The 14,929-nt window shown below is 40.1% G+C and carries 11 protein-coding genes; 3 read left to right on the top strand and 8 right to left on the bottom strand.

Annotation, left to right across the window (positions count from 1 at the left end; genetic code table 11):
• Positions 1 to 255: 255 nt before the first annotated feature.
• Positions 256 to 1,023 (top strand): hypothetical protein, encoded by a 768-nt coding sequence (locus tag CWB75_RS05830; protein ID WP_138570118.1) that lies wholly within the window; start codon positions 256 to 258, stop codon positions 1,021 to 1,023.
• 116 nt (positions 1,024 to 1,139) lie between these two features.
• Here CWB75_RS05830 and cysQ read toward each other — a convergent pair whose 3' ends face one another.
• Genes cysQ through cysG form a run of 6 tightly spaced genes read right to left on the bottom strand, consistent with a single transcriptional unit; the run spans position 1,140 to position 8,093 of the window.
• A complete protein-coding gene (cysQ, locus tag CWB75_RS05825) occupies positions 1,140 to 1,910 on the bottom strand; it encodes a 3'(2'),5'-bisphosphate nucleotidase CysQ (protein WP_138570117.1) in 771 nt (256 codons plus the stop codon).
• A 9-nt stretch (positions 1,911 to 1,919) separates the two neighbouring features.
• Complete coding sequence (gene cysC / locus CWB75_RS05820; RefSeq protein ID WP_138570116.1) at positions 1,920 to 2,513, bottom strand: adenylyl-sulfate kinase; 594 nt, start codon at positions 2,511 to 2,513, stop codon at positions 1,920 to 1,922.
• A 33-nt stretch (positions 2,514 to 2,546) separates the two neighbouring features.
• Positions 2,547 to 4,271, bottom strand: a complete 1,725-nt coding sequence (locus tag CWB75_RS05815) for an SLC13 family permease (RefSeq protein ID WP_138570115.1) — start codon at positions 4,269 to 4,271, stop codon at positions 2,547 to 2,549.
• A gap of 33 nt (positions 4,272 to 4,304) precedes the next feature.
• Positions 4,305 to 5,729 carry a sulfate adenylyltransferase subunit CysN gene (gene cysN / locus CWB75_RS05810; protein WP_138570114.1) on the bottom strand — a complete coding sequence of 475 codons (1,425 nt, stop codon included), beginning with the start codon at positions 5,727 to 5,729 and terminating at the stop codon, positions 4,305 to 4,307.
• A complete protein-coding gene (cysD, locus tag CWB75_RS05805; protein ID WP_008108450.1) occupies positions 5,729 to 6,628 on the bottom strand; it encodes a sulfate adenylyltransferase subunit CysD in 900 nt (299 codons plus the stop codon). Before cysD ends, cysN begins: the two co-directional genes overlap by 1 nt.
• Positions 6,629 to 6,671: 43 nt before the next feature.
• Complete coding sequence (gene cysG, locus CWB75_RS05800) at positions 6,672 to 8,093, bottom strand: siroheme synthase CysG (protein ID WP_138570113.1); 1,422 nt, start codon at positions 8,091 to 8,093, stop codon at positions 6,672 to 6,674.
• Positions 8,094 to 8,357: 264 nt separating this feature from the next.
• Between cysG and deoC the strand changes: the two genes are divergently transcribed.
• Complete coding sequence (deoC, locus tag CWB75_RS05795; protein WP_138570112.1) at positions 8,358 to 9,110, top strand: deoxyribose-phosphate aldolase; 753 nt, start codon at positions 8,358 to 8,360, stop codon at positions 9,108 to 9,110.
• Positions 9,094 to 9,594 (top strand): hypothetical protein, encoded by a 501-nt coding sequence (locus tag CWB75_RS05790; RefSeq protein ID WP_138570111.1) that lies wholly within the window; start codon positions 9,094 to 9,096, stop codon positions 9,592 to 9,594. Before deoC ends, CWB75_RS05790 begins: the two co-directional genes overlap by 17 nt.
• Positions 9,595 to 9,643: 49 nt before the next feature.
• On the opposite strand, the gene CWB75_RS05785 is transcribed toward CWB75_RS05790, so the two are convergent.
• A complete protein-coding gene (locus tag CWB75_RS05785; RefSeq protein ID WP_075170828.1) occupies positions 9,644 to 10,774 on the bottom strand; it encodes a CsgG/HfaB family protein in 1,131 nt (376 codons plus the stop codon).
• A gap of 133 nt (positions 10,775 to 10,907) precedes the next feature.
• Entirely contained in the window at positions 10,908 to 14,897 is a 3,990-nt protein-coding gene (locus tag CWB75_RS05780; protein ID WP_138570110.1) for a hybrid sensor histidine kinase/response regulator transcription factor, read from the bottom strand.
• Positions 14,898 to 14,929: the final 32 nt, after the last annotated feature.

Raw genomic sequence — 14,929 nt, 5'->3', positions numbered from 1 at the left:
GGAATAAAATCCAACATTTGAAGCAATATTTTAATAAATTAGGTTTTATTGAATTTATAGCTTCACTTTTATATCAAAGCGTCGTGTGACTTAGTGAAGCCAAGATAGGCTTTTTTCATAACAAACAAGCGATCCTAATATAATATTTATAATTGGCAATAACTTACACTATTTGCTATTAATAGTGTCCATAAAATAAGGACATTTTGCTTAAATATAGGAAGAACGTCCTCTGGTGAAGTCAAAAGGAATGTTGTGAAATTGAAAATATCAAAAGATCAAATTAGAAATCCATTAGGTATAGTTGCGCTATTTATTTCATTGATATACGGCTTTGTATCTCTTCTTTTAGGAAGCTCAGCAGATAAATTAGAACCACTTGAACGATGGCCTTTAATTTTATTTATTGTTATTTTTCCATTTTCTGTTCTATATGTTTTTTATAAATTGGTTACAGACCACCACGGTAAGTTATATAGCCCCTCAGATTATAATACAGATGATTCATTCCTTAAGACTCTTTCGGTAAAAGAGCTAGAAATTAAATTAGAAGAAGATGTTAATGAAGCTGTTGCTACCCAGTTGAATACTTCTAAAAACGAAGCAAGCGTAGAGCAGCTGAGTCGCGCTGATATTAAAGGGAAAATAAGAAAATCTGAAGAATTTGTAATTCGCGAAATAAAAAATGAATTATCAATAGAGCCAACTATTGGTATTAAAGTTAGTTCTGATCTTTATATATTCGATGCTGGTTATATAAAACCCAACGATGAGCTTATATTGCTTGAGGTCAAATATTACACTCGACCAACAATTTCTTTTATAGCAGTAGATGAGTTTCTACATCGAGCTAAATTAGCTAAAAGCACTATGACAATAAAAACTAAATTTATAGTTGCCGTAATAACGGAATTTGAATCTGATGAATTTGATATGATTAAAAATGCTTGGAAAAACAGCATTGAAAAAGATGAATTAGATATTGAACTCAGGTTTTATGTAGGTAATCGGATTTGGGCTTAATTGGTTTCTCAAATACTATTCATCTCCAATTGAGTAGGGACTTTTCATTACTTTGAGTTGTTTAAAGCTATCACTTGTTTTGCTGACAACTGATAGCTAACCACTAAAAGCTGCTCTTATTCTTCTAAGGCAGAAACTACAAAATATGGATTCAAGTACTCATCTTTGGTGTTATAAATAAGCGGACTGCCATCAAGTTTAGTCACTTTTGCACCGGCTATTTCGGCAATGGCATGGCCTGCGCCGGTATCCCATTCACAGGTTGGGCCTAAGCGTGGGTAAATGTCGGCACTGCCCTCGGCGACTAAACACAGTTTGAGTGAGCTGCCTTTTGACACCATTTCAACGTCATCAAAGCGTTTTACAAATTCAGCTAAATCGGGGGAAGGGTGCGAGCGACTGCCTACAACACGTATAAGGCCTTTGTTAGGTTTGGTGGTAACTTTAAGCTCGATACGCTCATCGCCTTTGTCTTTAAAAGCACCAATGGCTTCGGCGGCTATGTACGATACACCTAGCGCAGGGGCATCAACCACAGCTAAAACTGGTTTGCCGTTTTCGATTAGGGCAATATTAACGGTAAACTCGCCGTTCTTTTTAATAAATTCTTTGGTGCCATCAATTGGGTCAACCAGCCAATAGCTGTTCCATGTTTGGCGTACGTCCCAACCAATGTCGGCACTTTCTTCACTCAATACAGGAATATCGGGAGTGAGCTTTTTGAGCCCTGCACTAATGATTTTATGAGCTGCTAAGTCGGCGTCGGTTACGGGGCTTTCATCAGCTTTGTATTCAACGTTAAAGTCTTTGTTGTAAATACCCATAATCGCGCTTCCCGCTTCGCGAGCGAGAATAAGAGTTTCTTCTAGCAGTTCAGTTTGGTTCATTAGATGGGCCTATAGTATATGCTGATGTTTTAGATACGTTATCAGTTGAGCTACCGATTGGTCTAGGGTGTTTTTACTGGTATCTAAAATTATTTCAGGATTAACCGGCGGCTGGTAAGTTGAATCAATCCCAGTAAAGTGTTTAATTTCACCGGCGCGTGCCTTTTTATATAAGCCTTTTGGGTCGCGGCTTTCACACACCTCAAGAGGGGTGTCGATGAATACTTCGATAAATTCACCCTCATCAACTAACTCACGAACCATGTCGCGCTCAGCTTTAAAAGGAGATATAAACGCAGTAAGGACTAACAAACCAGCATCAACCATTAGCTTGGCGGTTTCGCCTACGCGGCGGATATTCTCAACGCGGTCTGCATCACTAAAGCCTAAATCTTTACATAAACCATGGCGCATATTGTCGCCATCAAGTAAATAGGTGTGTGCGCCTTGCTGATTGAGTGCTGCTTCTAGTGCATTCGCAACGGTGCTTTTACCTGAGCCAGAAAAACCAGTAAACCATATAATAGCGCTCTTATGATTTTTTTGTTCACTGCGCTGCATTTTAGTAGTGGCGTAATTATGCCAAACAATATTGTTATCCATTTGCTGTGTCTCTTTATGCTATAAGCGCGGGCATTAAAACGGAAATACCAGCGGGATCAAAGTCAGTACGGTAATTGAATAAATAATAGAAAGCGGTAGCCCCATCATTACATAGTCTTTTCGTCGGTAGTTACCTGCGCTATAAACCATCAGGTTAGTTTGATAACCAAAAGGTGAAATAAAGCTGGCTGAAGCGCCAAATGCAACTGCCATAATAAACGGCAAAGGTTCTACGTTAAAGCCAATGGCTAGTGAGTAGGCAACCGGGAACGATAGCGCTGCTGCGGCATTATTGGTGATTAATTCGGTGAATAATACGGTCATTAAAAAGATAGCGATAAACGCGCCATAAGGGCCAAAGTCGCCTAGCACTACAAACATAGCGTCTGATATTTGCCCAGCAAGGCCGGTGCCTATCATCAGCTTAGCTAAACCTATGGCACTGCCCACGACAGCAAGTAACTCAATAGGAAAACGGCGCTTTATTTCGCTTAGCTTAATAGTACCACACAGCATTAGGCCAATAAGAAACACTAACAAGCCTTTAACCAGCGGTACTGCACCTAAAATACTTAATCCCAGCACACCCGCAAAGCTTAACAATACAATATTTGATTGCTTTGCACCTAGGTGGGTTTGTAAATCAAGCCCTGAAATATACACAAACTCGCGTTTTAAGTTAGTTAAGTCATAAAAGCTTTTACCAGGGGCAAGAATTAATGAGTCACCCGCTTGTAATCGCACTTGTCCAAGCCCGCCTTGTAAGCGGTCATGCCCACGGCGAATAGCAATAACGGCTGCATGAAATTGTTCTCTAAAGCGGGCTTCTTTTACTGTTTTGCCAATTAACTTAGACGATTGGCTAACGACAACTTCAACGAGGTGTTCTATGTCTTTTTCGTGTTTGTCGTGCACCACTTTTAAGCCATCAAAGCGAGTAAGCAAAGGCACGGACTTTATGTCGCCCACAAACAGCAGTATGTCGTCTTGTTGAATAATATGTTGGGGGGTCACGGCGCAAATTCGGTTGCCGTCACGAATAATTTCAGCCAAAAACAAGTCTTTTAGATCGCGTAAACCGTTTTCCTCTACAGTACAATTTATTAACTTTGAGCCAGTTTGCACTTTCCCTTCTAGATAAAAAGGCACCACCTCTTGGCTATTTTTACCATTGTCAGGCAGGTATTTTAGCATCACCAAAATAGTAATTAAGCCCACACTAAGTGCGCCCAAACCCACCAAGGTAAAATCAAAAAAGCCCAGTGGCGCCATGCCCGCATCTACTGCAAAGCCATTTACGATTAAGTTAGTAGAGGTGCCAATAAGCGTAATAGTACCCCCTAAAATCGCGGTGTACGACAAGGGCAGCAATAGCTTTGAAGGGGAGTGATTTGGGTTATCCTTTATGGCGGTAATTAATGAGGCAACTACCGCGGTATTATTAGTAAACGACGATAAAAAGGCGGTAGACAGCCCTAATTTAGTTACTGACTTAACTAAACTACCACTGGATAACGATTTGGCTAAGCGTTGAATAAGCGTGGTTTTTTCTATCGCTATCGACACTAAAATTAATAACACTAAAGTAATTAATGATGAGTTAGTGTAATTAACCAGCATGCTTTCTAAATCTATTAGCCCGGTTAGGTAGCTGGTGCCTATGGCACTAACAAATAACCATGCAGGATTAATACGGGTGCCAAACAGGCACCCGACTAAAAGCAACATAATGCCTGTTAAAATGAGCTGTTCTACCATGCTTTAAATGTTCCTAACAGGCGTTCATTAACGTTATAGCTTTGAAATATCAAGCGCTTGCCAATGCGGGAAGTGCTTGCGTACGAGGGCGTTAAATTCAACTTCAAAGTCGCTGAATTGTCCTGCGTTTTCTTCACTTTTCAGTACCTGTTCTATCATTCCTGCTGCAACCGTTAAGTTTGATAAACGATCAATAAGAATAAACGAGCCGGTTTCATGATTATGATGGTACTGATCGGCTAAAATAGTCTCGGTCAGCTCCAGTGTCACAATCGCAATTTCGTTTAACTGCAATGAATCTGCACTGCCATGCTCTAACGTGTTTACATCAATTGTGTGGTCAATTTTTGTGACCATTGCCGAGGTGTTTTTGCTGCCAAGTTTAAGGTTGTAACTTTTACCGAGCACCAATGGTGACTCGTGCATCCACACAATTTTAGCCTGTAATTGGTTAGTTACTTGCGCTTGCGAATTTGCAGGCACAATAACGTCTCCTCGGCTAATATCTATTTCAGTATTAAGTGTCACTGTAATTGCTTGGCCTGCCTCGGCGGTGTCGAGGTTGCCATCAAAAGTAACTATTTCTTTAATATGTGATGTTTTGCCTGAAGGCAGTACCTTTACTTCATCACCTACACGTAATTTACCCGATGTAAGCGTGCCTTGAAAGCCACGGAAGTTTAGATTAGGGCGTACCACGTATTGCACCGGAAGACGCGCTTCAAAACCAGTGTCGATTTCAGCGGCTGGTGAGTCTTCTAACAGCTCAAGCAACGGCTTGTCGGTGTAATAAGGAGTATGTGCAGAGCGGGTTACTACGTTATCGCCTTTAAGTGCCGACATAGGCACAAACTTAATATTTGATACGTTAAGTTGCTTGGCAAATTTTAAATAATCGGCTTTAATTTTTTCATAAACGGTTTCATCAAAATCAACAATATCCATTTTGTTAACCGCAACCACAAACTGCTTAATGCCTAATGAGTCACAAATAAAACTATGACGCTTAGTTTGTACCTGCACGCCATAGCGCGCATCCACTAAAATAATGGCAACATCACTGGTTGATGCACCGGTAACCATGTTTCGGGTGTACTGCTCATGCCCTGGGGTGTCGGCAATAATAAATTTACGCTTAGCGGTTGAGAAATAGCGGTACGCTACGTCAATTGTTATACCTTGTTCACGCTCAGCTTGTAGGCCATCTACTAACAGTGCTAAATCAAGATCTTCACCGGCGTTACCTACTTTTTCGTTATCTTTATGAAGCGCGGCTAGCTGATCTTCATAAATTTGGTGACTATCGTGCAGTAGGCGGCCAATTAAGGTTGATTTACCGTCATCCACACTGCCACAAGTCAGCATACGCAATAAGCTTTTATCTTGTTGACGTGCTAGGTAAGCGTCTATACCAATTTCTTTTACTTCATTAAATGTATCGTTATTTAGGTTAGACATTAGAAATACCCCTCACGTTTTTTCTTCTCCATAGAGCCTGCTGAATCATGATCAATCACTCGACCTTCACGTTCAGATGACGATGAAAGCAGCATTTCTTCAATAATTTCGGTTAGATTGCTGGCGGTAGATTCCACTGCACCTGTGAGTGGGTAACAGCCTAATGTTCTAAAGCGAACCGACTTCATTTGCGGTACTTCACCTTCATTAAGTGGCATGCGATCGTCATCAACCATAATTAAAGTACCATCGCGCTCTACTACAGGACGCTCTTTAGCAAGGTAAAGTGGCACCATTTCGATGTTTTCTTGATATATGTATTGCCAAATATCTAGTTCAGTCCAGTTAGACAGTGGGAATACACGAATGCTTTCTCCTGGGTTCACTTGGCTGTTATAGGTATTCCAAAGCTCAGGACGTTGGTTTTTAGGATCCCAGCGATGGTGTTTATCACGAAATGAGTAAACACGCTCTTTAGCCCGTGATTTCTCTTCATCACGACGTGCGCCACCAAATGCGGCATCAAAACCGTATTTATTAAGCGCTTGCTTTAGCCCTTGGGTTTTCATGATATCGGTATGTTTACCCGAACCATGTGTAAACGGACCTACACCCATTTCGATACCTTCAGGGTTTTTGTGTACGATTAAATCAAAGCCGTACTCTTTAGCCAAACGGTCGCGAAACTCAATCATTTCACGAAACTTCCAGTTGGTGTCTACGTGTAATAACGGAAACGGAATTTTCGCAGGGTAAAATGCTTTACGAGCTAAATGCAAAAGTACCGATGAATCTTTACCGATTGAGTAAAGCATAACTGGGTTCTCAAACTCAGCGGCGACTTCGCGCATGATTTTGATACTTTCAGCTTCAAGTTGCTGAAGGTGAGTTAAAGCCATTGTTGGTCGTCCTACTAAAATGATTAAATTAAAATCTGTTAAACTACGCTACGTCTGTAAGCGGTTGAGCAAAGCTACTGATCTGTGCTTTTTCGCCAAACCAGTTTAATTCTTTATGCAGCGAAGCCACTTCACCAATAATGAGTAATGCCGGTGAAATAATATCATATTGTTCAATTAGCTGCGCTAATTGGTCTAACTGTCCGGTAACTACGCGTTGATTTTCACGTGTGCCGTTTTCAATAATTGCTACTGGTGTTGTTGCTTCTCGCCCATGTTTTAATAGCTCGGCTTGAATATGCGGCGATTTAATCACCCCCATATAAATAGCCAGTGTTTGGTTTTTTTGTGCAAGCGACTGCCAATTAAGCTCTTGGCCTTCCTTTTTACAGTGACCAGTAACAAATTGAATAGCTTGAGCATGATCGCGATGCGTTAAAGGAATACCTGCATAGGCACTACAGCCTGCGGCCGCCGTTATACCTGGCACTATCTGGTAATTTACGTTATTGGCTGCCAGTACTTGTACTTCTTCGCCACCACGACCATAAATAAATGGGTCGCCGCCTTTAATACGACATACTTTTTTACCTTGTTGCGCTAAATCAACTAGCATCTTATTGGTATCTTCTTGAGCTACGCTATGATCGCCTAGGCGTTTACCCACACAAATTAAATCTGCATCGCGGCGCACTAACTCCATGATTTCATCAGAAACTAAGTAATCATATACCACCACGTCGGCTTGTTGCATTAGCTGCAATGCTTTTAGGGTGAGTAACTCTGGGTCGCCTGGGCCTGCACCGACTACGTATACTTCACCTTCAGGCTCTACTTTGGCATCTAGCATTTGCTCTAGTTGTTGCTCAGCGCCATGGGTATCACCGGTTTGGACTTTACTCACTACTGATGAATCAAACACGCCTTCCCAAAACTGGCGACGATCGGCGAAGTGTTTAAAGCGTTGTTTTACTTTGTGACGAAAACCACCGACTAAGTTGGCGAGAGGGCCAATATGCTGTGGAATAAGTGTTTCGAGCTTTTCACGTAAACGTCTTGCTAATACCGGTGCGGTACCTGCACTTGAAATCGCAATGGTAATTGGGTTGCGATCAACAATAGAGGGAAAAATAAACGTACATTTAGGTTGATCATCCACCACGTTCACAAACACATTACGTGCATTGGCGAGTTCAAAAACCGTATTATTAACTTCATCATTGTCGGTGGCGGCAATAATCAAAATTTTGCCATCAAGATGTGACTCTTCAAAATAGGCATCTATTAAAGTAACTTCATTGTTGTGCGCATGTTCTTTTAATTCATCACAAAACCACGGGGCAACTAAGGTTACTGCAGCACGTGCTTTTAAAAACGCGCGGCATTTTCGCAAGGCAACTTCTCCACCGCCAACCACCAATACTGGCTTGTTGTCGAGTTTGGTAAAGATAGGTAAATATTGCACTGAGTAACGCCCCTAAAAAGATAATAAAGTGTTTAATACACAGGCAGAATATAGCGGCTATTGATAAGTAAAAAATAATTAAATCTTAGTTGATATACTCAAAAGTTATATAAACTGTGTTTTTTAGGTCTAAATCTTATTTAGTAAGGGATAGAGTGCTGTTTAGTATAAAAAACGCGCTTATAGTGTTTGGTTATGAGCTATAGCAAGATTAAGCTATGATGCTTATATAGTTTAAGGTTTTTAAAATTTCATGGGCATAAAATGACAAATAATACTCAAAACGCCATGCTAGTTGTTAGTTTAATGGATTTAACCAGTTTAAACACCGATGATAATCAAGCTAGTATTAATGCATTAGTAAACAGCATTGATTCTAAATTAGGCATACCCGCTGCAGTTTGTGTGTTTAGTGAATTTGTAGATGATGCAAAAATAGCGCTCGCTAATCGGCTATTGAGTCATGTAAAAGTGGCCACAGTAACCAACTTTCCTACAGGTGATGCGCCACTTAATGAAGTGCTTAATGAAACACTAATAGCCATAGAGCGTGGGGCCGATGAAATAGACTTAGTCATTCCTTATAAAGCACTTATAAAAGGCGAAGCCGATACAGTACTGGAATACGTGAGTGAAAGTAAAAAAGCATGTGGTAGTCGCGCTAAACTTAAAGTGATTATTGAAAGCGGTGAGCTAAAAACACCTGCGCTTATTGCTCAAGCAACCGAGCTTGCTATTCAAGGGGGAGCTGATTTTGTAAAAACCAGCACCGGTAAAGTCGCGGTTAACGCCACGCTTGAAGCAACTGAAATTATGCTTAATGCCATCAAAAAGTCATCAAAACCAGTTGGTTTTAAGGCCGCAGGCGGTGTGAAAACGACAGGTGATGCCAATGCTTATTTGCAGCTAACAACTGAGATTATGGGGCATGAATATTTAGCACCAGAGACATTTAGGTTTGGCGCTTCCTCGCTTTTAAATGACGTTTATAAGGTATTGCATGAAGCGCAGCAGTGATGCCGAAAAACAACAGCTAGAGCACGATGCAGCTAAGTTGTTTTTGCGTTGCTATGAGCAGCAAACCGGTATTCATATGCGCCACATTTGGCATAATAAACCAAATAGACCCGATGTAAGTTGTTATCAAGAAAATGAGCAACTCGATATAGAAGTAGCGCATTTATATGCCAGCGAAACCGAAGCAATGGCCGTGTTAGGTCGGCCATTATCAATACATATGCAACGTGATTTAGCTGACATGGCACAACAGCCCAGTGAAAACCGACTGCAATCAGCATTAGGACGATTGCTTAAACAAAAAGCGACTAAGCGTTATTACTCAAAACGTACCTGGTTGCTAATTCGTAACGCTAGCACTATTTGGCATAAGAGCGACTTTGAAGCGGCAATAAAAACAATAGCTTTTCCAAATACCCATCAATTTGAGCAAATATGGTTACTGTGTGATTTTTATCGCGGTGAGTTATTACGAGTAGATTAAAAGCGACTAGGGGATAGCCGCTTTTTTTGATTTAAATGAATTGTGTTGCTTAGTTAAATTGAAACATGCTGCCTAAGCTTTCAAGCCCTGATTTTTGAGTTTTAGCTAAACATTTTGTGTCATCTAAAGATTTCTTTGTTGTTTCATCGGCAAGGCCTGTTACTTTTAAGCTCTTTTCTTGTTGATATTCGCGTAGTGCTAATACAGTTTGACGGTCGTATTTTACGTCTTCAGTCTCAAATTCTTCATAATTAGGTTGGTTTTTTAAATAGCCTAAGCAAACCAAGTTCATACGAGACATTGCTAAGTCCATTTTTTCATAATGTGGCATTCTATGATTCGGCACATCGACAGCGACAGCAGCAGGTGCTGCTTTTTTACTAGCTACCTTTGGCGGTGGTGGTGCTGTATAGCCTGCAGCAAGCGTGTTGTTTTGGTTATAGCGATAATAGGTGTCTGGGATTTTAGTTTCTAAAAACTCAACGGCTTTAATTATTACTTCACGTAGTGCTTTTTCTTTTGGTGTATCTGACCAACCACTAAGACTCCCTCCAACCAATGCGCCACCAAAGTTTGTTGCTGCGCTGGTAAAGTTAAAATCTTTACTACCGCCTTCAACACTAGTTGCAGCTAAAATACGTGAAGTGCGCGTATCAATTAACCTTAGGTCAATAGCCATATGCGATCCAGAAAAGCCAGCAGAAACAGAGCTAAACACATCACCAATAAAACCGCCCGAACCAACACTTGCACCTGAACTGTCATCATCAAACTCGGTAACCGCTGCAACGACTACAATCTCAGCGCCTTCAATTTCGCCATAGGCAGCTCCAGATTGTGCACTCACTCTGCCAGATACTGCTAAATCTTGCTCCGAAAGCACAGCGTCTAGCGCTTGGCGCTCCAATACAATAAAGCGATTAGTGCCAACAAGGGCGGTGGTAAGTTGATCTGCCATACCTTCACCAATTTCTTTTCGCCACCACCTTGAGTTATTTGACTTATCAGTGAAACGTGCCACGGCGATACGCGCTTTAGGGCCATTGTATTTTTGTTTACTTACTTCATTAATGTCAGGTGAATTTTTATTTGAAGTGACATTGGTTGAAGTGCTTTGACATGCGCTTAAGCTCGTTATTAATGCTGTGGCAAGTAGCGTTTTTTGTATGGATGAGAGCATAGTATTTTCCTTAATTTATCTGCTTAATTACATTTGTAGTTATTTTTTTAGCAATGGCTAATTAAGGTTAATTTAAATAAATCAGTAGCTTAAAAATAGTACTCAGGCGAAAGCTTTGAGTACAGATGCGAAACTAATGACTTTTACATGTTTGTGCTTCTCTATATTGTTTAGGTGTCACTGTATATTTGGCTTTAAAGCAACGAGCAAAGTAACTTTGAGAACTAAAGCCGGTGTTATCTGCAACTAAACCTATGGTTAAGTCGCTACCTGCTAATAATTTTGCTGCATATTCTAGACGGGTATTGCGAATGTAATCACTGGGTGTAACGTCAAAAAGAGCTTTCATTTTTAATTGCAGTGCGCGAGGGCTCAAACACATTGCGCTGGCAAACTCTTCGACGCTAAACAGTTCATTTTGATAATTTTCGCGCAAGATTGTTTTTAAGCGTTCTGTAAATGTGTAATCTTTATTTTGCTCTATTTGCGCATCTAAGGTCACAGCATGTACTTGAGCTGATAGCTGTTTAACTAAGTGTTTATTTAACGCATCACGAATACCTAATAAACCATGAATCCGACTCTTTAATAATGATGCTTCAAAGGGTTTACACAGGTAGTCATCGGCCAGTAAATCAAGCCCTTTTATACGGCTATTGCTGTCTGCTTTGGCAGAGAGTAATAAAACAGGAATATGGTTTATCGAAATGTCTGAGCGAATAGCGCTTAGAAGCTGATATCCATCCATCGTTGGCATCATCACGTCACTGAGTACCAAATCGGGCATTTGAGTTTGGCACAGCAAAAGCCCTTCTTCTCCATTATTAGCGCTCAGACAGGTGTAGTTATCACTAAACAGTGAAACCAGTAACTCACGCATTTCCACGTTATCTTCAACAATGAGTAGTTTTTTGTTGTTTTTTAGCGGCATAGTTTGAGAGGGTGATAGTTGTTTATCCGTTAATAAGTTATCTGATTCACACAATGGCAAAGTGACTGTGAAGCAACTTCCCTTGTTGATTTTACTAACTAATGAAATTTGCCCACCGTATTGCTCTACAAGCTGCTTAACCAGCGCGAGACCTATACCACTGCCTGTTTGGTTGTGTGCTGCAACACGAGTAAAACGTTCAAAAATAAGCGCTTGCTGGTGTTCTTCGATACCAATACCAGTATCAGATACCGTTATAACAACATTATTGTTTGTGTTAGAAAGCGTTAAATTAACGCTTTCATTTGATGGGGTGTATTTAAGTGCATTGGTCAATAAGTTATCAATAATAGATAAAGCATGTTTAGTTTCTAAATTTATATAATTAGGCTGTTGCGTGGTGTCTTTAAAGGAAAAACTAATATTTTTTTGAGCAAACAAAATAGCGAAGTCGTCTACTATTTGTTCTATAAAAGGGCTTATAGAATAAGCGGATACATATTCTATAGTCGCACTTGGGCGCTGGCTGAGCTGTAATAGCTCATTAATTAAATTAAGTAGGCGGAGCCCGTTACGCTTGATTATAGAAACTTGATGTTGCGCTTGAGCACCGAGTTGTTGCTGTTGTAAGTTTTCTACTGGCGCTAAAATTAAGCTTAATGGCGTTTTAAGTTCATGGCTAATATTATCTAAAAATTGGGTCTTTAGTTGATTAAGCTTTCTTTCTTGTTGAATGAGTTGCTCTGCGGTTTTAGCTCGATAGCGTGACGCTAAAATTAACCATGTAATAATCAAAACTATTATAAGGTAAGCCGCATACGCCAATTTCGTTTGCCACCAAGGAGGCGTTACTGTCAGCATTAGCATAGTGTGAACATTGCTCCATTGCCCGTATTGATCGCTTACTTTTAATTGTAATTGATAATTACCTGCACTTAGCTGCGAATAGTTAACTTGGCGTTGGCTTGCATCTGTATAGATAAATTGCTTATCTAAACCACTTAGCTTGTAAGCATACTGGTATTGATTAGCTGATGAGGCATTATTAACGGCGGAATATTTAAAGCCAATGACCCCTTGGCTAGTTGGAAAAGAGAGTTTTTTAGTATGATTTATTAGTTTTGCTGGCTGTTTTTGATCTGTTAGATAGTTTTTTGTTGAACTTGCTTGGTTATAAATTAATAGCTCAGTTAATACTGGGGTTGGGGCTGAAGTACTCAATAGCAGTTTACTAGGGTAAAACTGATTAAAGCCATTGATTCCGCCAAAAAATAGCTCGCCATCAGCTGCTTGAAAAGCGGCACCTAAAATAAACGAATTATGCTGCACGCCGTCACGAGGTAAAAAATGCTGCATAGCTTGATTCGTGGGATTATAGCGAGTGAGCCCTTGGTTACTGCTTAGCCATAAGTGGCCTTTACTATCATCTTTAATAGCAAAAATATTATCGTTCAGTAATCCATTATGTTCGGTAGTGTAAGAGATTTTTTGTGTTTTTTTATCAAGGCGGTTTAAACCACCAAAGGTACCAACCCATAAAGTATCGTTATTTTGCAGGTGCAAGGAAGTGACCATATTATGGCTTAAACCAGTTTTCGGTTCGTTATTTGCGGGGTAATGGGTAAATGATTCATCGGCCATGCTTAGATAATTTAAACCTGCACGCGTCCCGACCCATAATCCGTTTATATTTTGATCAAAAAGCAGAGTAAACACGGTATTGTTAGCAAGACTATTAGTTGAATCGTCGTGCTTGTAATGTTGAACCTCTAAAGTGTCGGGATTAAAGCGTGTTAAACCTTGGTTACTACCTAGCCATAAATTTCCTTTAGGATCGCTCGTTATCGCATAAACACGATCGCTGCTAAGTTGATGACTTTGCGTTGTATAGGCAATAAAATTATCTTCAGCTGGATTGTATTGCAGTAACCCACCGCCATAGGTACCAATCCAAAGTCGCTGTTGGTTATCTTCATGCAGGCTAAATACATTATTATTAGTAAGGCCGCTTTGCAATTTTGAGTTAACTTTATAGCGCTTAAAGCCAGTGTCGGTTTGTTTGTTTAAGCCATCACGCGTACCAACCCATAACTGACCTTGTGAATCTTTAAGTAGAGCGCGAACAAAATTATGACTAATGGTAGTCTCATCATCGCTCAAATGCTGTTGATGCGAAAATTGATTTTGCTTTTTATCATAACGTTGCAAGCCATAGCCATCAGTACCAATCCAAATGATACCGAACTGATCTTGATAAAGTGACAATAGGTAATCATTAGCAAGCCCATTTAGTTGCTGTTTATTGTGCGGTATGTGCTCAAAGTTATTTTTAGATGTACTTTGCTCTGTTTTATAAAATAAACCTTTTCCATAACTTGTCAGCCACATGGTATCGGTGTCGTCAATTAATATATCGGTGATCCATACATCTGTAAATTGAGCAAACTCCGCAAAAGCCTCTGTTGTTGGAATAAATAGGCTAAGGCCTTGTTTGCTTGCTAGTAATAGCTGCCCTTGTGTATTTAAGTGTAACCGCCATAAATTCTTATGGCTCTTTGCTATGTGTTTAAACGTTTTTAGCTCTGGGTTAAATTTAATTAATCCCTCGTTGGTCGCTAACCAGATACTCTGTTGAGCATCTATTACGATATCTTGTATTACGGTATTAGCTTGCTCGGGGCTATTATAGCTAAATGACTCAACTTCATTATTGACTATATTTAATCGTGTTAACTTTCCATGTTCATGGCCTAACCAAATATTATTTAGGTTATCTGACGCCAGTGACCATATACGGTTATCAGTAATCGCCAACTCAGTTTGCGTATTAAAAACCTTAAATTGACCGGTTTGAGTATCAAGTAAGTTTAAACCATTACTGGCTGTAGAAAACCAGATAGCATGAGGGCCGCCAGCAAGGCAATCGGTGACCCAGTTTCCTGAAATACTAGCCTCAGTAGGGTGAGACTTGAAGCGTTTAAACTCATAACCATCAAAGCGATTAAGACCGCCTTGTGTGGCAAACCAATGAAACCCTTGCTCATCAGTGATGCTGCATGTAATCGAGTTTTGCGATAATCCTTGCTCACTCGAATATGTATCTAAGTGAATAGGGCGGGCAATAAGCATGCTATGAAACAAGCAAAAAATACTTAAAATGAGGGTTTTGAATAGGGTTTGAAGTAAAGGCACTGGCTTCCTTGTGCGAACAGTATTCCTAAAAT

This window comes from Pseudoalteromonas sp. S1608, from assembly GCF_005887265.1.
GTDB lineage: Bacteria > Pseudomonadota > Gammaproteobacteria > Enterobacterales > Alteromonadaceae > Pseudoalteromonas > Pseudoalteromonas undina.
Note: the sequence above shows the minus strand (reverse complement) of the source record. Positions and strands in the feature narration are given on the sequence as shown.